General features: G+C 54.1%; 16 protein-coding genes and 3 pseudogenes. 12 read left to right on the top strand and 7 right to left on the bottom strand.

Annotation, left to right across the window (positions count from 1 at the left end; genetic code table 11):
* Nucleotides 1-2: 2 nt before the first annotated feature.
* Nucleotides 3-737 (bottom strand): aminoacyl-tRNA hydrolase, encoded by a 735-nt coding sequence (gene pth, locus OA238_RS16590; protein ID WP_015496055.1) that lies wholly within the window; start codon nucleotides 735-737, stop codon nucleotides 3-5.
* Nucleotides 738-875: 138 nt separating this feature from the next.
* Between pth and OA238_RS16585 the strand changes: the two genes are divergently transcribed.
* A complete protein-coding gene (locus OA238_RS16585; protein ID WP_015496054.1) occupies nucleotides 876-2,102 on the top strand; it encodes a sensor domain-containing phosphodiesterase in 1,227 nt (408 codons plus the stop codon).
* A 131-nt stretch (nucleotides 2,103-2,233) separates the two neighbouring features.
* Here the strand turns inward: OA238_RS16585 and OA238_RS16580 are convergent, their stop codons facing one another.
* From OA238_RS16580 to trpA, 3 genes are all read right to left on the bottom strand, one after another.
* Nucleotides 2,234-2,881 (bottom strand): 50S ribosomal protein L25/general stress protein Ctc, encoded by a 648-nt coding sequence (locus OA238_RS16580; protein WP_015496053.1) that lies wholly within the window; start codon nucleotides 2,879-2,881, stop codon nucleotides 2,234-2,236.
* A gap of 154 nt (nucleotides 2,882-3,035) precedes the next feature.
* Nucleotides 3,036-4,199, bottom strand: coding sequence for an alpha-hydroxy acid oxidase (locus OA238_RS16575; protein ID WP_015496052.1), 1,164 nt, complete (start codon nucleotides 4,197-4,199; stop codon nucleotides 3,036-3,038).
* A gap of 73 nt (nucleotides 4,200-4,272) precedes the next feature.
* Nucleotides 4,273-5,064, bottom strand: a complete 792-nt coding sequence (gene trpA, locus OA238_RS16570) for a tryptophan synthase subunit alpha (protein ID WP_015496051.1) — start codon at nucleotides 5,062-5,064, stop codon at nucleotides 4,273-4,275.
* 298 nt (nucleotides 5,065-5,362) lie between these two features.
* Between trpA and ychF the strand changes: the two genes are divergently transcribed.
* The 3 genes and pseudogenes from ychF (at nucleotide 5,363) to OA238_RS16560 (ending at nucleotide 8,270) form a co-directional block, all read left to right on the top strand.
* Nucleotides 5,363-6,460 (top strand): redox-regulated ATPase YchF, encoded by a 1,098-nt coding sequence (ychF, locus tag OA238_RS16565; RefSeq protein WP_015496050.1) that lies wholly within the window; start codon nucleotides 5,363-5,365, stop codon nucleotides 6,458-6,460.
* Between the two features lie 206 nt (nucleotides 6,461-6,666).
* Nucleotides 6,667-6,983, top strand: a pseudogene (locus tag OA238_RS35135) (transposase); the annotation flags it as partial.
* Between the two features lie 219 nt (nucleotides 6,984-7,202).
* Nucleotides 7,203-8,270: pseudogene (locus OA238_RS16560) on the top strand (IS630 family transposase).
* A gap of 211 nt (nucleotides 8,271-8,481) precedes the next feature.
* Here the strand turns inward: OA238_RS16560 and OA238_RS16555 are convergent.
* Complete coding sequence (locus tag OA238_RS16555) at nucleotides 8,482-9,384, bottom strand: LysR family transcriptional regulator (protein ID WP_015496049.1); 903 nt, start codon at nucleotides 9,382-9,384, stop codon at nucleotides 8,482-8,484.
* Nucleotides 9,385-9,492: 108 nt separating this feature from the next.
* On the opposite strand from OA238_RS16555, the gene OA238_RS16550 reads away from it, so the two are divergent.
* The 3 genes from OA238_RS16550 to OA238_RS16540 all read left to right on the top strand — a co-directional run bounded on the left by OA238_RS16550 (nucleotide 9,493) and on the right by OA238_RS16540 (nucleotide 12,670).
* Nucleotides 9,493-10,215 (top strand): DUF4386 domain-containing protein, encoded by a 723-nt coding sequence (locus OA238_RS16550; RefSeq protein ID WP_015496048.1) that lies wholly within the window; start codon nucleotides 9,493-9,495, stop codon nucleotides 10,213-10,215.
* Nucleotides 10,216-10,309: 94 nt separating this feature from the next.
* Nucleotides 10,310-11,557 (top strand): IS256-like element ISOan6 family transposase, encoded by a 1,248-nt coding sequence (locus OA238_RS16545; protein WP_015496047.1) that lies wholly within the window; start codon nucleotides 10,310-10,312, stop codon nucleotides 11,555-11,557.
* A gap of 72 nt (nucleotides 11,558-11,629) precedes the next feature.
* Nucleotides 11,630-12,670, top strand: a complete 1,041-nt coding sequence (locus OA238_RS16540; protein WP_015496046.1) for an NAD(P)-dependent alcohol dehydrogenase — start codon at nucleotides 11,630-11,632, stop codon at nucleotides 12,668-12,670.
* Between the two features lie 169 nt (nucleotides 12,671-12,839).
* Here the strand turns inward: OA238_RS16540 and OA238_RS16535 are convergent.
* Nucleotides 12,840-13,816 (bottom strand): annotated as a pseudogene (locus OA238_RS16535) (IS1595 family transposase).
* A gap of 135 nt (nucleotides 13,817-13,951) precedes the next feature.
* Between OA238_RS16535 and OA238_RS16530 the strand changes: the two are divergent.
* A complete protein-coding gene (locus OA238_RS16530; protein ID WP_015496045.1) occupies nucleotides 13,952-14,422 on the top strand; it encodes a DUF4386 family protein in 471 nt (156 codons plus the stop codon).
* Between the two features lie 430 nt (nucleotides 14,423-14,852).
* On the opposite strand, the gene OA238_RS16520 is transcribed toward OA238_RS16530, so the two are convergent.
* Complete coding sequence (locus OA238_RS16520) at nucleotides 14,853-15,851, bottom strand: LacI family DNA-binding transcriptional regulator (RefSeq protein WP_015496044.1); 999 nt, start codon at nucleotides 15,849-15,851, stop codon at nucleotides 14,853-14,855.
* Nucleotides 15,852-16,105: 254 nt separating this feature from the next.
* Here OA238_RS16520 and OA238_RS16515 point away from each other — a divergent pair, with 254 nt between their 5' ends.
* The 4 genes from OA238_RS16515 to OA238_RS16500 are packed head-to-tail and all read left to right on the top strand — an operon-like array spanning nucleotide 16,106 to nucleotide 20,010.
* On the top strand, nucleotides 16,106-17,143 hold the full coding sequence (locus OA238_RS16515; protein WP_015496043.1) for an ABC transporter substrate-binding protein: 1,038 nt from the start codon (nucleotides 16,106-16,108) through the stop codon (nucleotides 17,141-17,143).
* Nucleotides 17,144-17,203: 60 nt separating this feature from the next.
* Nucleotides 17,204-18,010 (top strand): ATP-binding cassette domain-containing protein, encoded by an 807-nt coding sequence (locus OA238_RS16510; RefSeq protein WP_015496042.1) that lies wholly within the window; start codon nucleotides 17,204-17,206, stop codon nucleotides 18,008-18,010.
* Complete coding sequence (locus OA238_RS16505) at nucleotides 18,007-19,263, top strand: sugar ABC transporter permease (RefSeq protein ID WP_015496041.1); 1,257 nt, start codon at nucleotides 18,007-18,009, stop codon at nucleotides 19,261-19,263. Before OA238_RS16510 ends, OA238_RS16505 begins: the two co-directional genes overlap by 4 nt.
* A gap of 18 nt (nucleotides 19,264-19,281) precedes the next feature.
* On the top strand, nucleotides 19,282-20,010 hold the full coding sequence (locus tag OA238_RS16500) for an SDR family oxidoreductase (RefSeq protein WP_015496040.1): 729 nt from the start codon (nucleotides 19,282-19,284) through the stop codon (nucleotides 20,008-20,010).
* Nucleotides 20,011-20,021: the final 11 nt, after the last annotated feature.

Genomic DNA, 20,021 nt, shown 5'->3' with positions numbered 1-20,021 from the left:
CGTCACCGGAACCGGTCCGCCAGCTTTTGGAACGGGTTTCGCGTATCTTCGGGGATCGGGTCAGGGTCCGACTTCGGAGCTGGCTGTTGGGCTGGCTTTGGGATTGGCTTTAGCGTCGGTATATCCGTCTTGGTGTGCGGCTTGCCTTTGGTCCCTGTGGACGGGCGAGGTGGATTGACGCGCAAGGCGACGGCGTTCAGGAACTTTGGCCCCGCATCGTCGGCCAGATACGCCGCACCATCAGAGATGCCGCGCAATACATCATCCAGCCAGTTTTGATCGGCCTTTGCAAAGTCGCTGAGCACATAGCCCGGAACCCGGTCTTTGTGGCCGGGATGTCCGACGCCCAAACGAACGCGGTCATAGTGCGGGCTGATGTGTTGATGGATGGATCGCAGGCCATTGTGTCCCGCATGCCCGCCACCGGATTTCAGCCGGACCTTTGCAGGGGCCAGATCAATTTCATCATGGAACACGACCACATCCGTGCTGTCGAGTTTATAAAACCGAACTGCTTCGCCAACCGATTGACCGGACAGGTTCATAAATGTTTCCGGCTTTAGCAGCAGGACTTTGTCGCGACCGAGGCGTTCCTCGGTTAACTGACCCTGAAATTTACTACGCCACGGCGCAAACCCATGATCTGCTGCGATCCGGTCAAGCGCCATAAACCCGATATTATGTCGGTTCTGCGCGTATTTCGCGCCGGGATTTCCTAGGCCAACAAATAATTTCATGCAGTCTGTATATAGCCCAAAGCGGGTCAGTCCAAGGGCGTGAATTTGCCTAAAATTGTTTTCAAGTCCAGCGCCTTTGGTAACGGGTTGTTGAGGGTATTCCTGCGACAACATCTTTCGAACAAAGAGGTGTATTTTATGACAATTGTTGCTCCGTCGGCTGCGGCATTTGTGCCACGGATGGTTGCTGAGTGTGATGATGTGGTCATGAACTCCCTGGCGTTTGTGCGGACCCATCTTGCGATGGATATTGCCTATGTGTCGGAATTTGTTGGCGACGAGATTGTGTTTCGCGCCGTCAGCGCACCTGGTTTTGAGGATAGCATTGCGGTTGGTGGAACCCGACCGCTGAAGTCCGGGTATTGTCACCACATTGTCGCCGGGCGATTGCCCGAACTTATCCCTGACACCGCCAACGAACCGCTGACACAGACCATTCCTGTGACCCACGACTTGTCGATCCGCAGTTACGTCAGTGTCCCGATACGGCGCACAGACGGCACGGTTTATGGGATGTTTTGCAGCCTTGGCAAAGCCCCGCGTCCCTCGCTGAACTCTCGTGATCTTGAGGTCGTTCGTGCCTTTGCCGCGCTTGCCGCGGATCAAGTGAATGCGCAGCTAAGGTTTGATGCCGCTGTGCAGCTGAAGAAAAGCACGATTGAGGATATTTTGAAATTGCGGTCGTTTGAAATCGCACTGCAGCCGATCTTGCGTCTGCAAGATCAGGGCACCGCTGGCTATGAGGCATTGTGCCGGTTTTCGCCCGAGCCATACCGTGCGCCCAATCTTTGGTTTGATGATGCTGCCGAAGTTGGATTACAAGCCGCATTGGAAATCTATGTGATCGAGGTTGCACTGGCGTTTCTGCCGGAGCTGCCAGCGTCATGTTATTTGGCCGTTAACACATCGCCTGCGACCTTGGCCACTGGCAAGTTGTCAAAGATCATCGCCGCTGCGGGCGGGGATCGGGTTGTGGTTGAAATTACTGAACACGCCGCAATCGAAAATCTTGACGTCTTGTTGATGGAAATTGACCGCCTGCGCGACCTTGGTGCGCGGATCGCAGTGGATGATGCGGGTGCCGGATATTCGGGCCTGCAACAGATTATTCGCCTGCGCCCTGACGTGATTAAATTGGATATGTCTTTGACCCAAGATGTCGACAAGGACCTTGCGCGGCGTGCACTGGCATCGGCGATGGTGAAATTTGCGCAAGACACCAACGTACGGGTCGTGGCTGAGGGGATCGAGACCGAGGCGGAGATGCGGACGCTGAAAAATATCGGTGTGGAACTCGGGCAGGGCTATCACCTTGGTCGTCCGGTGCTGGCCGCGCTGGTTTTGAAGTCTGTGCTGTCTGCATAGGTTGCGGGTTGTTCAAGTTGGCGCAGCCGTCGGGTTTAAGTGGACATTGCGGTCCAAACGCAACTGTTGGCCAAACACAAAAAAAGGGCGCGCCAACTGGCACGCCCTTCAACAACCCAACGGGTCGAATATTAGTCTTCTTTGGCTTCTGTCGCTGGGACATCGCCCGCTTCGACAACATCGTCTTCGTCGTCTCCGGCGGATGTCAGGGCAGCAGGTGCCTGAAGGTTCGCAATTACGAAGTCACGGTCGATTGTGGCTTTCGCGCCAGCTGGCAGCTTGATGGACGAGATCGTGATGGTGTCACCCAATTCCAGACCTGTCAGATCGACAGTCAGGACTTCTGGGATGTCGCCAGCCGTAACGATCAGTTCAACTTCGTTGCGCACTGGAATCAAGACGCCGCCTTCTTTCAAAGCCGGGCAGTCTTCTTCGTTGATAAATTCAACGCCAATGAACAGGTTAATTTTCGTTGTACGCTTGAGACGCATGAAGTCGAGGTGCGTTGGCAGGTCTTTGACAATGTGGCGTTGCACGTTGCGGCAGATCACGCGGACGTCGTCGTGGCCTTCAACCTTCAGGTTGAACAGCGTGGACAGAAAACGGCCTGCTTTCAGGCGCTTGAGCAGCACGTTGAACGGCACGTTGATTGAGATGGGGTCTTCGCCACCACCATAGACAACACCGGGGACGAGCCCGTCGCGGCGTGCTTGACGCGCAGCGCCTTTTCCGGTGTCGGTGCGAAGCGTTGCTTCAAAATCTGGAACTTTGCCAGCCATTGGTCTTTCCTTTCAATTCGCGCGTCGCCCAACTGATACGGCGACCCACTTTTCCATGTCAGGAACCACATGACTATTCTTGGGGCTCCTCGTGAAGTCGCGCACATACTGCAGCTTCAGCCTTTTGGAAAGGGACATTAGAAACGGCTGTGGTTCAGGCCCAACGCCCTGAAAAATCCTCAGGGACAAGGAGTATGTTTTTGTCCACGCTCTTGATGTCGCGGTGTCCACAAAACGCCATTGTCAGGTCTAATTCACTGTGGATGACATCAAGCGCCTTTGTCACGCCAGCTTCGCCCATTGCGCCCAAACCATTGACGAAGGCGCGGCCAATGTATGTCCCCTTTGCGCCCAGTGCCAAAGCTTTTAGCACGTCTTGGCCGGAGCGGATTCCACTGTCAAAATGCACTTCGACAAGATCCCCGACTGCATCAACGATCTGTTCCAGCATGCGAATGGACGATAACGCTCCGTCCAGTTGACGCCCACCGTGGTTGGAAACGATGATTGCATCTGCACCGAGTTCAGCGGCCTTTTTTGCGTCATCGACATCCAGAATGCCCTTCAAGATTACGGGGCCACCCCACATTTTCATCAATTGCGCGACGCGGTCCCAGTTTAGGGAATGGTCAAATGCCTCGGCCGACCAAGATGCGAGGGACGATGGGTCGCTCACCTCTTTGGCGTGGCCGACGATGTTGCCAAAGAAGCGGCGTTTGGTTTGCAACATCTGCAGTCCCCACGTCCACTTCGTGGCCAGATTAAGCATGGTCGGAATGGTGAATTTGGGCGGGGCGGTCAGCCCGTTCTTGAGGTCTTTGTGGCGTTGGCCCAAGATTTGCAGATCCAGCGTGATGACAATGGCCGAACATTTAGCGGCCTTGGCGCGATCAAACAGGCGCTGCATGAAATCGTCGTCTTTCAACGTATAAACCTGAAACCAGAACGGTTTGGTGGTGTTTTCAGCGACGTCTTCAATCGAACAGATCGACATCGTCGAGAGCGTGAACGGAACGCCGAACTTTTCCGCCGCTTTGGCCGCCTTGATCTCTCCGTCGGCGCATTGCATTCCGGTCAGCCCGACGGGGGCCAGCGCGACGGGCATCGCCACATCCTGCCCGATCATCTGGCTGGCGGTTGTGCGGTTCGTCATATCCACGGCGATACGCTGGCGAAAGCGAATTTTGTCGAAGTCTGACGTGTTTTCGCGGAACGTCTGCTCGGACCATGACCCGCTTTCGCAGTAGTCATAAAACATCTTTGGAGTGCGGCGTTTGTGCAGGCGTTTCAGGTCGGCGATTGTTGTGATGACGGGCATTGCGATATCTTTCTGCCAAATTGGTTAATTTCTCTTACCAATTTGGCAGAATTCGCGCAAGCGTCACGAATTGCTAAGCGCGGTGTGCGCCATCGGCCAGTGTTTTGACGAAAGCCAGAACATCAGCAACAGGTTCGCCCGCACCGATTTTTTCTACGATGGCTGAGCCGACGACAGTGCCGTCAGCAACGCCAGCGATGTCTTGCGCGGTTTGCGGTGTGCGGACGCCGAAACCCACAATAACCGGCAAATCAGTTGATGCTTTGATGCGCGCGACTTCGGGTGCCACGTCAACAGCCTGCGCTGCGGCGGCACCTGTCGTACCTGTGACAGAGACGTAATAGACAAAGCCGGATGTGTTTTGCAGCACCTTTGGCAGGCGTTTAGCATCCGTTGTCGGGGTTGCTAGGCGAATAAAATTAAGCCCGGCAGCTTGCGCTGGAATGCAAAGCTCTTCGTCTTCTTCGGGGGGCAGGTCGACGATGATAAGCCCATCAATTCCTGCGGCCTTCGCCTGAACCAAGAATGTATCGACGCCGCGCGAATAGATCGGGTTGTAGTAGCCCATCAGCACGATCGGCGTGGTGTCGTCTGTCTTTCGAAGCTCAGCGGCGATGGACAGTGTTTGATCCAAGGTCATGGCGCCATCAAGCGCGCGTTGTCCGGCGAGTTGGATCGTGGTCCCATCTGCCATCGGGTCGGTGAACGGTAAGCCAAGCTCAATAATATCGACGCCAGCCGCGGGAAGTCCTTTTACGATCTCAAGTGAGGTCGCATAGTCCGGATCGCCCGCCATCACGTAGGCGACGAACGCCTTTTTATTGGCGGCGCGCAGTTCGGCAAACTTGGCGTCAATTCGTGTCATGGTCGTCCCCTGATCGGCGTGTCGATTATCCTTTTGAGGGTTTGCGCGAAAGGGCAGGGGAAATCAATGGTGAGCATGCAAGTTAGGCTGTCACATGCGCTTCGTCGGATGAAATCATCTATTTGGTGCTGAATACGTCGGCATAAAATGTCATTGCGCCCCGGCAGGTGCCACCGATAGTCAGGTATGGAACTAGGCTCATGTTAGAATCCTGCTGAAAGACCATAGCACGAGTCTGCTTGCGGTCATGCGAGGCAAAGCCTAGAAGCGGAAACGGACATTAAGCAGGAGCGTCGCAATGGGTTTCAAGATGGGTATCGTGGGCATGCCGAACGTGGGTAAATCGACCCTGTTCAATGCTTTGACACGCACAGCGGCGGCACAAGCGGCGAATTTCCCGTTTTGTACTATTGAGCCCAACGTCGGCGAAGTGGCCGTGCCGGACGCGCGTTTGGATAAACTGGCGGCGATTGCAGGGTCCAAGACAATCATTCCGACCCGCATGACGTTTGTCGACATTGCGGGTCTGGTCAAGGGCGCGAGCAAGGGCGAAGGCCTTGGCAACCAGTTTCTTGCCAATATCCGAGAGACAGATGCGATTGCCCACGTGCTGCGCTGTTTTGAAGACGGCGATGTAACCCACGTAGATGGCCGCGTTGATCCGGTTGCAGATGCCGAAACGATTGAAACCGAACTGATGCTGGCCGATCTGGAAAGCATCGAAAAGCGCCTTCAAAACCTGATCCGCAAAACGCGTGGTGGTGATAAAGATGCCGTTCAGCAGGTGCGATTGCTCGAAGCTGCCAAATTGGCGCTAGAAGAAGGTCAGCCTGCCCGCACCGTGGCGGTGGACGAAGATGACGTCAAGGCATGGAAATTGCTGCAGCTTTTGACAATCAAGCCCGTGCTTTACGTCTGTAACGTCGGTGAATCCGAAGCGTCGGCTGGCAATGCGCACTCCACGGCAGTGGCTGAAATGGCTGCGTCGCAGGGCAATGCTCATGTGATTATTTCCGCCCAAATCGAAGAAGAAATCAGCCAGCTTGAAGACGACGAAGCGGTGATGTTCCTCGAAGAGATGGGGCTGGCAGAGGCCGGATTAGACCGTCTGATCAAAGCGGGCTATGAGCTGCTGCACCTTGAAACCTATTTCACGGTTGGTCCGAAAGAAGCCCGCGCGTGGACTGTTTCGGCGCAAACAAAAGCGCCGCAAGCAGCGGGCGTGATCCACGGTGATTTCGAAAAAGGCTTCATTAGGGCGGAAACGATTGCCTTTGATGATTTCGTGACGCTGGGCGGCGAACAGCCGGCCAAAGAAGCAGGCAAAATGCGCGCGGAAGGCAAGAGTTACGTCGTCAAAGACGGCGACGTGCTGCACTTCTTGTTCAACACCTAATCCGCGCGCTCACGCCTTGATCTAAGCCAAAGCACGATCTGCTAGCAGTCTTGTTCCAACACACGAAAAGAGGATTGTCGCACGCTCCCGTGCCCCATGCCAACTGATCTTGTCACGGTATAGTTCCGGTCTCTTTCGAGCAATGTTTGCTATGAAGGAGATATGGAACGGAAACGAGATAGACAGACGAGTTCCGGCTTGATGCGGTGCGCATAGCGACCAGCAGCGGTTTAACCCTTGCCCGACAGTCGATACGCAGTATCGATGAGAGGGGCGACCGCAAGTTTCATCAGATTTGGGTGTTGGCCTTTCGACGCTGAACAAGTGGGTTCAGCAACATCCGGCGCCCGGCAGGGTATTGCGCAGCAATGTCCCGAGAGGGAGCATGATGATTTGATGATCGTCATTTGAGTGCCATTGGTCCGAGTGAAGATGGCGATGACCACATGAGGACGTCGAAAAAGAGAACAACCGTCTTCGCAAAGAAGTCCGGCTTCTGCGCGAGGAGAGGGAAGTGCTAAAGTTGAGGCGTTTAGAAATTGATCCAGTGGATCACTTGTAGCCATAACGCGGCGATCCACTGACCGGCAGTGGGTGAGGTTTGCTTTCATCGATGTCTGGAAAGGAGAATGACCTGTCGAATTTTTATGTATACTCCTGCGCCTGAATTGACCTGACGATTTTGGGCCTGCGATTCACTTCGTCGCATGGCCAAAGGCGGTTCAGTCTGTATTTTGAGTTTATGAGCAAGCAATACAAAACAGTCTCCTTATCCGACGAGCAGCGCATAGCACTTGAAGCGCTTTGCCGCCGCCGCAAAGTTGACGCCCTTGTTTGGAAACGGGCGCGCGCGTTTCTTCTTTTGGACGCAGGAGAAGACGCCGGAACGGTTTGCCGGATTTTGGATATTGGCCCGACAGTTTTGACGGAGTGGCGATTTGCCTTTGCCGGTGCGGGACTATCGTTTTTCGGTCTGAAGGACTACAGCCAGCGTCAGGGTCATTTGTCCGTCGTGCAAGAGCAGGCGGTGAGAGCCCATTTCACCGCGCAGCCTGCCCGCAATGCCGATGAGGTCTGTGCCTATGTTCTAGCCGAGTGCGACCAAAACTACAGCACGTCGGGAGCCGCCAAGCTGATGCGCCGCCTGGGGTTCGCGTATAAGAAACCACAATTGCTGCCTGCACAGGCCGATGAAGCCAAGCAGGCTGCGTTTATTGCCAAATATGAGGCCCTGATGAACGGGTTGGCCGCAGATGAGATGGTTGTCTTTTCGGACGCTGTCCACCCCGAACACCAGAGCCGCCCCGCCCATGGTTGGTTCCCCAAGGGACAAAAGACGGCCCTGAAGGCGACATCAGGGCGCAAGCGGCTCAACATTCAGGGCGCGCTTGACCTTGAGACTTTCCAGTTCACCTTTGTGGAAGGCGAGAAGATCAATGCCCAGACAACCCGACAGATGCTGGAAAAGTTGGAACGCAACAACCAAACCAAGACGGCCATCCACGTCTTTGTCGACAATGCCCGCTATCATCATGCCAAGATACTACAGCCATGGCTGGACAGCCCAGAACGTCGGGTGAAGTTGCATTTCTTGCCAGCATATGCCCCGCACCTCAACCCGATCGAGCGTCTTTGGGGTGTTATGCACAAATGGGTCACCCACAATCGGCACTATGCAACGTTCAACCAATTCACAGAGGCCATTTTCGACTTCTTCCGCAAGACCCTGCCAGAAAAATAGCCAGAGTTCCGCGACACCGTCACCGACAACTTCCGCGTCATATCGCTCAAGGAATACAAAGTGATTTGAGGGGAAAACCTCAGGTCAATTCAGGCGCGGGAGTATATGTTGAAAATCTTGACGTGGTTGCAATGGTGTTGAATTGGCCAAACCTGTCCCATCCCCTCGTCTATGCAGCAAGCAGCGCTTCTATTGCGAAGTCGGGCATGACCACCGCTGCTATATCAATAGTCCTTTTCCTTGCTGCTCTTGAGGTGGTCAGTTTCATAAAATCGCGCCATTACCCCCGCTTGAGCTCTTCCGCTAAGAAGTCATAGACCATGCGAATGCGACGGCTGGTTGTGAGTTGTCGGTGGGAGACAAGCCAGATCGGGAAGACAAGCGGTTCGAGGTCAGGGAGGACGCGTCGGACTACAGGGTCCGCGTCGCCGATATGCGCATCCAGAATACCAATCGCCGCGCCTTGGCGCACAAGTTCCCACATGACCAGATAGCTTTCGGTAAGAAGCGGGAAATTCGCCCCGGTCAAACCAAGCCCGAGGGTGTTTAGCCCTTTGAGCATCATGCCGCTATGATCCATATTCACGAATTCGGCGTGGCGCAGATCATAGGGCTTGGTTGGGTTACCGATTTCCGCAATGTAATCCGGCGTGGCGTAAAGGACCGCGTCCGCGTCGCCGATCTTTTTGGCGATCAGATCGGGTTCGGTCGGTCTGAAATTGCGGATCGCGATATCAGCCTCACGGCGGCGCAGATCGCTGGCATGATTGGCGACGACAATCTCAACCTGAATACCGGGCTCCATCTTGCGCAATTTGGCGATGATCGGGGGCAACAACACTGCTGCATATGTCTCGCTGGCCGAGATGCAGATCGTCCCCTCTAACGCTTGCGACTGACCAAGGGCTGTCATCGAGACACGACCTGCGGCCTCTCCCATGTCACGGACGTGCTCCAACAGTTCCAAACCACTTGGTGTGAGTGTGAGGCCGCGACCAACACGTTCAAACAGAACGATGCCGAGCTCTTGCTCAAGCCCGTCAACCTGACGGCCAAGGGTCGGCTGCGCCATGCCCAATGCGCGCGCGGCAGCTGACAACGATCCTTCCTCAGCCGTAACCAAGAAAGCCCGCGCTTTGTTCCAATCGAATTTTACTGAGCGCCAATCCATGCAGATATGCATATCAAATCACAGGATTTGGTCAATTCGCATAAATGGATGGGTGGTCTAAACCTCAGCCAACACAAGCCACGTCGTTCGTTCCCGCACCGATCCAAGAAAGGAAATGCAATGTCTACAGACACGCAAACTACACTGAACCTGAAGGACGCCCGCATTGCAGGCGCGCTCTACCTCACCATTGCCGTTTGCGGCGGTTTCAGCATTGGCTATGTGCCGGCGCAAATCGTCGTGGCCGGAGATGCCTCGTCCACAGCTGCCAATCTGATGGGCCAGCTTGGGTTGTTTCGATTGGGCGTGCTTGCAGATAGCGCGGTCATCCTGCTTGAGATCGCGATTACAGTCATCCTGTATCAGATGTTTCGCACCACCAGCCCAAGGCTTGCGCTTATCGCGATGGTCTCCCGCTTGGGCATGATCGTCGTGATGGGGATCAACCTGCTGCTTTGGGTGGTGCCTTACGTGTTACTCACCCAACTGATGGGCCTTAACCCTGCTGATAGTCAGGCTTTTGCGCAAGTCTTTTTCGAGGCGCACGCCCTCGGCATTTACGTCTGGCAGCTTTTCTTTGGCGCACATTTGCTGGCGCTTGGATGGATCATTCTACGAACCAAACTGGTGCCACTCTTGCTTGGATGGGGTCTGTTTATCGGGGCCTTTGGTTATCTGATCCAAGGCCTTGTTGAACTGACGTTCACCGATGTTGCCGCACTGGACATCACTATTATTGGGTTGCTCACGATTGTGACGATCTCGGAACTCAGCTTCGGTCTCTGGCTGCTCATCCGTGGCATGCGCGGCAATATCACCCAATCCATTTCCACAGAGCTATGACTGAATCTGGTGTTTGAGTGGTTTGAAGGTTGGCGGCGTATCTGGTTGAATTGTTGTTGGAAGACAGCAGCCCAACCAAAGGAGATACACCACCATGGGAACTACTAACATTGTTGATTTTGCGCGTCGAGACGAGATGACGGACGCGTTGACGGAGTTGCTGAAAACGGGAGCACAACAATTGATCGCGACAGCAGTTGAGGCTGAGCTTGTCAGTTATTTGGCGCAATTTACCGGCTTACGCACCGATGCCGGTCACGCGGCAGTCGTGCGTAATGGACATCATCCGGCCCGCCCGTTTCAAACGGGCATTGGCCCTGTGAGCGTGCGCATTCCAAAGGTTCGGTCCAAGGACGGCACACCGGTGACATTCCGGTCTGCCCTGGTGCCGCCCTATGTGCGCCGCACGAAGACGCTGGAAGCGGCCTTGCCATGGCTTTACCTCAAAGGGATCTCCAGCGGCGAGATGGCTCCCGCCCTCAAGGTTCTTCTGGGCCCAGATGCCGTTGGCTTGTCGGCTAATACGGTTTCGCGTTTAAAACGCGATTGGGCCAATGAATACGAGGCTTGGAAAGGCGCTGAGTTAGATGACGAGCCCATCGTCTATATCTGGGCCGACGGCGTTCACAGCGGCCTTCGGGGCGAGGATGACAAGCTCTGTGCCCTTGTTATTATTGGGGTAACTGCCCGTGGCAAGAAGCGATTTCTGGCAATTGAGGATGGGGTGCGCGAGTCCACGCAGAGCTGGCGCGAGGTTCTGCTTAACCTCAAAAGCCGAGGCATGAATGCGCCCAAACTGGCCATCGGGGACGGTGCCATGGGGTTTTGGGCGGCCATTGACGAAGTCTATCCTGAGACCCGCCATCAACGCTGTTGGCAACACAAAACGATGAACGTGCTCAATTGTTTACCCAAGCTGTCTCAGCCAAAAGCCAAGGCCGCGCTGCACGACATCTGGCAGGCCGAGACCAAAGTCGATGCAGAAAAGGCGTTCGATCTGTTCATCAAAACCTACGAACCCAAATATCCCAAGGCCACACTATGCCTGCAAAAAGATCGTGAGGAACTCATGGCATTCTTCGACTTCCCGGCGCAGCATTGGCAAAGCATCCGCACTAGCAATCCAATTGAATCGGCCTTCGCGACGATCCGGCATCGTACCAAGCGTTCAAAGGGCTGCCTGTCACGCGATGGCATGCTGCACATGATGTTCAAACTGGGGCAATGTGCTGAGCAAAATTGGAGGAAGCTACGCGGCTTTGACTACCTCGCAAAAGTCATCACAGGCGTCACGTTCAAAGACGGAATCGAAACCACAAACCCCGACCAGATCACCGCATGACCAACAATACTCAAACACCAGATTTGACAATAACTCATTTCCACACCTCAGTCAGCTTAAGGAGCTCTTGATATGTATGCCTACACTTATACTGAATACGGCAGCCCCGACGTCCTAAATTACGTTGAACTGCCAACCCCAACACCTAAAGCAAACGAAGTGCTGATCCGTATCGTTGCCACCACCGTCAGTGCAGGTGACTGGCGTGCGCGGAGTTTGACTATGCCCGCTGGGTTAGGACTAGTTGGTCGACTTGTCTTCGGCATAACGCGCCCTCGCAAGCCGGTTCTTGGAACTGATCTATCCGGGGTAGTCGAAGCTATCGGTGCAGATGTGACCACTTTCCAACCTGGGGATGCCGTCATCGGTTTTCCAGGCGCAGGATTTGGCGCGCACGCGGAATACATCACGATGCCAGCGGACGGTAAGATCGTCCGCAAACCAGAAAACCTGACCTTTGAGGAGGCAGCAGCCATCCCATTTGGGGCCACAACCGCATATGATTTCCTGATCAACAAAGGGAAATTACGCGCAGGTGAACGGGTTCTGATCAACGGGGCGTCTGGATCTGTCGGCTCCGCTTGCGTACAACTCGCCAAGCACTTCGGGGCCGAAGTGACGGGCATCTGCAGCGCCACAAATGGACATCTCGTGCGTAGCATCGGGGCCGACCATGTCATCGACTACAACACGCAAGACTTTACCAAAGAAGGCCCGCAATACGACATGGTCGTGGATACCGTTGACACAGCACCTTGGGACCGGGCGCGGCACGCCTTGGTGCCAAACGGTCGTATGCTGCTGATCGCAGGATCTACATCCGACATGATCTTGGGCTGGCTCAAGGCCCGGCTGCGCGGAAAGCGTCTGATTGGTGGCGTGGCGTCAGAGTCAGTCGGTATCCTGCGCAAAGTCGTTGATCTCGCCGCTGCCGGAGATTTCCATCCCGTCATCGACCGAAGCTTTGATTTTTCCCAAATGATCGCCGCGCATACCCACGTCGATACCGGACACAAAAAGGGCAACGTCGTCGTCACTGTGAATCAGATCAGCAAATCGCCGCGGACTGCTGACGAAGAACTTCGATTGGGGGCGGCAGTTCATGTCGGATAGTCTCAGGTTTCGGATCATTGGGCTGTGTAAGGCTTATCCCTTTTAGTCCGGTTGCCCCACATGTTGACGCGGCGCAGAATCTTGCCCTTGTGGCTTTAGAGGCGGATCGGATCAGTTTGTAACGTCTGGTGGGTTTATAGGGCGTGGCTTTTGCCGTGAACGAGGCCCTTCAGGCGCGCTGTTCAACAAAATCACGATATGTCGCTGGCCCGAGACCAACACCGATCCCCAGCAGCGTGTCGAAGGCGCTTCGCATGTGTCGCCGTCGGTTCCAGCGGAACACGAATTCGTCGAGATAGCGTTGTAGATGGCACTTTCTGAGGCCGTGGAAGACGCCTTTTGCCCACGTTTTTAGGTTGGAGAACACGCGGTGGACCCAGTGGAGTATGTCGTGTGCCTTCTTGCCGCTGACGACCTTTGCCTCATGCGTGTTTGCAGGAGGATTTTCGTAACCGAGCCAGCCATCCGTGATGATGTGAGCGCCAGGCTCTACAGCCTGACCAATGAACCCGTGCAGCGTCTTTGACGCGCCGTCGGGAATGTGTTTCATCCTGATACGGCGCGGATGTCCGTCACTTGATAACTCGACGGCACAGACGACAAACATCTTTCCAACCGGGCTCCGCCCACCCTTTGGCCGGTCCTCGGGATCATGCCGGGACCGGAACGGCATCTCTGTTTCATCGATTTCGACAAGGTCTTTCAGGGGGTTGCGGTCAGGGTTGACCATCGACCGCCGCAGCTTTTGCAAGAGGAGGTCGCCGAGAAGCGCCATCGGTCCGAGCGACGATGGCGACCCGTCTTGTAGCTGCCAAGGCCAAGTTGCGCCTGAAGTTGCAGCGCTGACATGCCGTTGGAATGGCTGGTGATGATGTGCGCGGCAAGAAACCAAATTCGCAACGGCAAATGGCTGCTGTGCATTACCGTGCCAGCCGTCACGGATGTCTGCTGTGCGCAACCGGCACATTCCCAAGTCGCGCGATTTCGCTTTAACGGCCAGCCCTTGCAGGTGCCACAGGAAGGACAGACGAAGCCCTCAGGCCAACGATGTTCCACCAGATAATGCGAACACGCTTCCTCATCAGAAAACCTGGCGTCGAACGCGGGGCGGGACATGGGTTTGTCGTTTTTCCATCTGGCTGGCATGGGAAGAACAATACCAGAACATTCTAGATTGGCAAGCCGCTTCGCACTACATCAGGTGCCGCCGGAGCAAAGGGGATAAGCCTTGGGCTGTGTATTTTGGCGGCATTCCCTCTCTTCGGGATTGGCTAAGCCCTCTTGGATGGCGAATTGCATCGGCTAGGTCTGCTCATGTGTTTCAGCAATTCGGCGGCGGTGATCTTAATCGGATTTCTCATGCGTCCGATGATCGCAACAACAGCTCCCCGCAGCGGCGACATCTATTTCATCTCCCGTCTTGCTGAAGGAACACTGCTGGGGGCGAGTGTCACAGCAGTCCAGAGTGGGTTCATGGGTCTGACAATTTCAGGCGACACCTTTTATCAACTCGGCATGATCGCGCTCGGCCTTGGCAGCTTACCAATGTGTCTCTGGTTGATCCGCTCAAAGCTTGTTCCAACGTGGCTCGGAGCATTAGGTTTCGTGGGATACCTTTTCCTAATCGCTGCGATGATCTCATCAGCGTACGGCTTTGAGACGACATCGATGACACTGCTGCTACCCGGCGCTGTTTTCGAGGTCATATTTGGCGTCCTGCTCATAACGCGCGTAAGATCAAAGCAGGTGTAAGGCTTTTCGCATTAAGCCAGATCTTCGAAAAGCCGACCTTCGCCTCTTAGTGCTGAAGGTCGGTTTCGTCCGCAGTCTGTGAATTCGCCTACCACTGAATTTCGCAGTTGCAGCGAATGTCTCCTTCGACGGGCCGCACCGCAGCATCGGGGCCTAGTGATGAAAGGCCGCAATGGGCCGATCGTGTCACTCGACATAGGTGGCGTTAGTGGGTCCGCAAAATTGCCCCAAAAACGCTCGTTTTTGGCACTGGATGGGTGGTTCACAAACGGTCGTTTTTGGAGCGCTTATGCTGGCGCAGCATTCAACGATAAGGGCGGAAAGCGGACTTTCGCTGCAAACGCGAGCCAAGAAGGGGTTAGCCTAAGAGATTGAGGTTGCTGAAGAACAGAGACTCATTCGCATTCGTCTAACAGCACCGTTTTTTGTCTTAAAAGACGCGCAACTTACAGGGCACCAAGATCTGCTGGTTAGCACTGTTGGGATTACCTATCAATCCAAAGGCTTTGGTCAGCATTGTTGTAACGTCTTGTTCAACCATGCCTACATTTCCCGGTAAAAAAGATCCGAAAGGGTCCCAGTCAAAGCAACCGTACCTAACCAATTTAGAGTTTCTTTCAAGCTTGCTGTGCCAGCGCACAATGCCCTCTAGTGAAATTGTCGAGTTCACGAATAGGCCTGTCGGTCCTTCTGGCACACAGTTTTCTAATACTTTTGCGGCGCTTTCAGCAGAATAACCGGTCGACATGATATGGGTTTTGGGCACTGAAATTCCGCGATCCCGATGTGCTGCCATAAAGCCGGCCAAACGCGCGGCTGTGTTGTGGTCTGACGGTCGTCCACCAACAAAACGCAACGGTCCATTCCAGTCGAGGTCCTGCGCGCAACGATCAAGGATGAGTTGGGTGAGTTCTAATGCCGCAGCATGATTGTCAGAAATCACCGAAGGAGCATTTTTGCCGGGAAGATCAAGGTTGATCGACTGAACGCCTGATGTTGTGCAAAATGCTGAAATACGATCTGGGTCGGTTGTTCCGGTCGAGATCAAACATTCTGCTTGATAGGAGATGAGTTCTTTTGCGGCCTGAAACTCCAAGTCGGGGTCACGCTGGGTACAGGTGACAACTGGGAAAAAACCACGCGCGCGCGCCATGGCCTCGAATTGCTCTGCAATCTCACCAAAATAACGATTGTCATATTTGGGGACGATCATGCCTACGATGTTGGATCGCTCCCGTCGCAACAGGCTGGCTGGTACATTGACGGAATAGTCTTGTTCCTCTGCAATCTTCATAATCCGTTCAAACAATTTTTGGCTGATTCGCCGCTTCTCCCACGTTCCGTTGAGCACGGAGCTCACCGCACTTGGTGAAACATTTGCAAGTTTTGCAATATCATAAATCGTTGTTCTCTTTGACTCTTTGTCCATCTTTTATTGTACGATCCATTGTTCAATCTAAATGCTCATTCAAATTAACTTGACGTAGTGCAACCGATGGAGCAACCTTGCTCAATCGATGGTGCAAATATCACCGTTGACTGCGTATTCTGCGTGACGCGCTGGGAAGAGTTTGAATATTTGGCCATTTTTGATCCGTGGAGGCGGATTACGACTAGTCGTTCGTCTTTTCTTGGGTGTCACTCTCCGCATGGGCGGGCGCGGATTTGTTTGGAGGAACAATAATGAAAACGACAACATCACTGGCGGCAGCATCAACGCTTGTTGCAACCCTGTTTGCTACTGCAGCCACAGCGCAAACCGTAGCCTTCCTGATGCCGGATCAGGCGTCTACCCGATATGAAAATCATGACTGGCCAGGTTTTGAAGCCGCGATGGGAGAGCTTTGCCCTGATTGCACGCTGATCTATCAGAACGGCAATGCGGACGTTGCACTGCAGCAGCAACAGTTCAATTCTGTTATCGCGCAGGGTGCGACTGTGATTGTGCTTGACCCAGTAGATTCCGCTGCGGCCGCCGCATTGGTTGAAATTGCCCACTCGCAGGATGTTAAGGTCATTGCATATGATCGACCAATCCCGGACTCGCCTGCGGATTTTTATGTATCGTTTGACAACGAAGGCATCGGCTTTGCCATTGCGCAATCGCTCATCGACAACTTGCAAGCCCAAGGCGTTCCTGAAGGCGCAGGCGTTTTGCAAATCAACGGGTCACCAACTGATGCTGCTGCTGGTTTGATCCGTGATGGTGTGGATCGTGCGCTGGACGCGTCACCGTATGTGACCCTGTCGGAATTTGACACGCCAGATTGGGCTCCACCAAAAGCGCAGGAATGGGCTGCAGGCCAAATCACCCGCTTTGGTGATGATATCGTCGGCGTCGTGGCTGCAAATGATGGCACCGGTGGTGGTGCCATCGCAGCGATGAAAGCAGCAGGGGTGGACCCAGTTCCACCGATTACAGGCAACGATGCAACGATTGCAGCACTTCAATTGATCATTGCGGGTGACCAGTACAACACGATTTCAAAGCCATCCGAAATCGTTGCTGCCGCCGCGGCTGACATTGCGATGATGCTGATCAACGGTGAAACGCCAGAGGCGACATCGACTCTGTACAACACGCCGTCACAGTTGTTTGTGCCAGCAGTTGTTACGCAGCAAAACATCAAAGCAGAAATCTTTGATGCTGGCATCCAAACTGCTGCAGATGTTTGCACGGCGGAATATGCCGATGCTTGCGACGCACTTGGCATCGAGTAACCTAAAACATGCGGCGCCGGATTACCTGCGCCGCATACCGTTTTATTGAAAGAATGTATTATGGCTGAAAACATCGCAGGCCCTGACAACAGAGAGCCACTTCTACGCCTACGCGGTGTTGGAAAACAGTTTGGTGCCGTGACTGCCCTTGAGGACATCGAGCTGGACATTCATGCAGGCGAGGTCGTGGCGCTGGTGGGTGACAACGGTGCAGGAAAATCCACGCTGGTGAAAGTGCTAGCTGGTGTGCACCAGCCAACGTCTGGGACTATCGAATACTTAGGTGAAAAAGTCTCGCTGGATACCCCGAGCAAAGCGCTCAAGATAGGGATCGCGACCGTGTTTCAAGACCTCGCGCTGTGCGAAAACCTTGACGTCGTTGCCAATCTGTTTCTGGGACAAGAAATCTCGCCATGGAAGTTGGACGAAGTGCAAATGGAAGTCCGTGCTTGGACGCTTTTGAAAGAACTTGCTGCGCGCATCCCTTCGGTCCGTGAGCCCGTAGCTTCCCTGTCTGGTGGTCAGCGCCAGACAGTGGCGATCGCGCGCTCTTTGTTGCTGGACCCGCAAATTATTATGCTGGACGAACCGACAGCCGCACTGGGCGTTGCCCAAACTGCAGAAGTTTTGAATTTGATCGAACGCGTCCGGGATCGTGGGCACGGCGTCATCTTGATTTCACATAATATGGAAGATGTGCGTGCTGTGGCCGACCGGGTTGTTGTGCTGCGCCTTGGCAAGAATAGTGGCACGTTTGACGCCGACGTTTCACATCAAGATCTTGTGTCTGCAATCACAGGAGCAAGTGAAAATTCCGTTTCTCGTAGGGCAGCACGTAATCTCGCAGAAGTTGGGGAAGACCAATGACACAAAATACACCGAACAACGCATCCCACCCCCAGCTTGATCGCGCCGATACACGTGTCCGACACGATGCTGGATTGTCGGGGGCACTTCGTGGCTTCTTGGATCAGGTTCGTTCTGGCAATCTGGGGATGTTACCCGTCGTGATTGGGTTGGTGCTAATTTCTACTGTTTTTAGTATCTTGAATCCTATTTTTCTCGCCCCGAACAATCTTGTGAATCTGTTGTTTGATGCCGCCGCTGTCGGCCTGATCGCGCTCGGCGTGGTCTGTGTTTTGTTGCTTGGCGAAATTGATCTGTCCATTGGGTCGATGAGCGGACTTGGTTCTGCGTTGATGGGCGTTCTTTGGGTCAATTCCGGCATTCCCTTGCCCTTTGCGATCCTATTTGTTGTCGTCACGGGCGCACTTGTGGGCGCGCTTTATGGCTTTCTGCGCAACCAGTTCGAGATGCCAAGTTTTGTAGCAACTTTGGCTGGTTTGCTTGCACTTTTGGGCCTGCAGCTTTATATTTTGGGACCAACTGGATCTATCAATATGCCGTTCACGTCGCCATTGGTGCGGTTCGGTCAAATTCTGATTATGCCAGCATGGCTATCCTATTGTCTTGCGGTTGTTCCCGGCGCGATGATCGTGTTTGGCAGTATGCGCACCAATACACAGCGACGTGCAGCAAATTTGTCAGCGAATGGGTTAAGCGTGGCAATTTTAAAAGCTGTAATTCTGACCGTTGCATTGGTTTTTGCTGTTTTCTATCTTGAACAGGGCCGTGGCGTGCCGTGGATGTTTGGCATTTTTGTTCTTTTTGTCATGATGCTGGACTACGCACTGGTGCGCACAAAATGGGGACGCTCGATGTTAGCTGTCGGTGGCAACGCAGAGGCTGCGAGGCGCTCCGGTATCAATGTTCAACGCATTCGCATTTCGGCCTTCGTTGTTTGTTCGTCGTTTGCTGCCTTGGGCGGCGTATTCGCAGCGGCGCGGTTAGCCTCTGCAAGCCAGCAGGCGGGCACTGGCGACGTTAACCTCAACGCAATCGCGGCAGCTGTCATCGGCGGAACCTCTTTATTTGGCGGTAGGGGATCTGCATGGTCAGCCTTGTTGGGTGTGCTCGTAATTATGGCGATTTCGAATGGTCTGACATTGCTCAACCTCAGTTCTTCACTGCGCTATATGATTACTGGCGCGGTCCTTGCGATTGCTGTCATCGTAGATTCACTTGCCCGACGCTCACGCGCGAACAGTGGCCGTGCCTAAGTCAAAATGGGAAATATCATGACCAAAACGATGAAGAGTAAAACCGCCGCTATTACGGGTGCTGCATCAGGGATAGGGCTGGCCTGCGCGAAGATCCTGATCGAAGAGGGTGCAAAGGTTGTTCTGATTGACCGCGCTGAAGATCGGCTGAACGTCCTCTGCAACGAACTTGGCGAAAATGCTAAGCCCTTGGTCCTTGACCTGTTGAACGGGCCACAGGTGTCTGGGATGCTTCCTTTAATCGAGGACTTGGTCGGTCCGCTCGATATTTTTCACGCGAATGCGGGGGCGTATGTGGGCGGTGCAGCCGCCGAAGGAAATCCCGACGACTGGGACCGTATGTTGAATCTTAATATCAACGCATCTTTCCGTTGTGTGCAGGCAGTATTGCCAGCCATGATCGCGCGAAAGACGGGGGACGTTATTTTTACCAGTTCGATTTCTGGCGTTGTGCCTGTCGTGTGGGAACCGATTTATACTGCTTCGAAATTTGCGGTACAGGCGTTCCTGCATGCGACCCGTCGTCAAGTCAGCGAACACGGCATCCGTATGGGTGCCGTTCTTCCAGGACCAGTTGTGACAGCTTTGCTGGACGACTGGCCAAAAGAAAAAATGGACGAAGCGCTTGCAAATGGATCGTTGATGCAACCCCGAGAGGTGGCTGAGGCCGTTTTGTTTATGTTGACGCGCCCACGTGGTGTTGTGATCCGCGATTTGGTGATCCTGCCCAACAGCGTTGATCTTTAAAAGTTGGAAAG

It is taken from the genome of Octadecabacter arcticus 238, from assembly GCF_000155735.2.
GTDB classification, from domain to species: domain Bacteria; phylum Pseudomonadota; class Alphaproteobacteria; order Rhodobacterales; family Rhodobacteraceae; genus Octadecabacter; species Octadecabacter arcticus.
The sequence above is the reverse complement of the archived record's forward strand: the minus strand, read 5'-3'. Positions and strand labels throughout refer to the sequence as shown.

What these genes read in the sequence shown, in the direction of transcription:
- pth (WP_015496055.1), bottom strand. Translation starts at nt 737, where the DNA reads ATGAAATTATTTGTTGGCCTAGGAAATCCCGGCGCGAAATACGCGCAG.
- OA238_RS16585 (WP_015496054.1), top strand. Translation starts at nt 876, where the DNA reads ATGACAATTGTTGCTCCGTCGGCTGCGGCATTTGTGCCACGGATGGTT.
- OA238_RS16580 (WP_015496053.1), bottom strand. Translation starts at nt 2,881, where the DNA reads ATGGCTGGCAAAGTTCCAGATTTTGAAGCAACGCTTCGCACCGACACC.
- OA238_RS16575 (WP_015496052.1), bottom strand. Translation starts at nt 4,199, where the DNA reads ATGCCCGTCATCACAACAATCGCCGACCTGAAACGCCTGCACAAACGC.
- trpA (WP_015496051.1), bottom strand. Translation starts at nt 5,064, where the DNA reads ATGACACGAATTGACGCCAAGTTTGCCGAACTGCGCGCCGCCAATAAA.
- ychF (WP_015496050.1), top strand. Translation starts at nt 5,363, where the DNA reads ATGGGTTTCAAGATGGGTATCGTGGGCATGCCGAACGTGGGTAAATCG.
- OA238_RS16555 (WP_015496049.1), bottom strand. Translation starts at nt 9,384, where the DNA reads ATGCATATCTGCATGGATTGGCGCTCAGTAAAATTCGATTGGAACAAA.
- OA238_RS16550 (WP_015496048.1), top strand. Translation starts at nt 9,493, where the DNA reads ATGTCTACAGACACGCAAACTACACTGAACCTGAAGGACGCCCGCATT.
- OA238_RS16545 (WP_015496047.1), top strand. Translation starts at nt 10,310, where the DNA reads ATGGGAACTACTAACATTGTTGATTTTGCGCGTCGAGACGAGATGACG.
- OA238_RS16540 (WP_015496046.1), top strand. Translation starts at nt 11,630, where the DNA reads ATGTATGCCTACACTTATACTGAATACGGCAGCCCCGACGTCCTAAAT.
- OA238_RS16520 (WP_015496044.1), bottom strand. Translation starts at nt 15,851, where the DNA reads ATGGACAAAGAGTCAAAGAGAACAACGATTTATGATATTGCAAAACTT.
- OA238_RS16515 (WP_015496043.1), top strand. Translation starts at nt 16,106, where the DNA reads ATGAAAACGACAACATCACTGGCGGCAGCATCAACGCTTGTTGCAACC.
- OA238_RS16510 (WP_015496042.1), top strand. Translation starts at nt 17,204, where the DNA reads ATGGCTGAAAACATCGCAGGCCCTGACAACAGAGAGCCACTTCTACGC.
- OA238_RS16505 (WP_015496041.1), top strand. Translation starts at nt 18,007, where the DNA reads ATGACACAAAATACACCGAACAACGCATCCCACCCCCAGCTTGATCGC.
- OA238_RS16500 (WP_015496040.1), top strand. Translation starts at nt 19,282, where the DNA reads ATGACCAAAACGATGAAGAGTAAAACCGCCGCTATTACGGGTGCTGCA.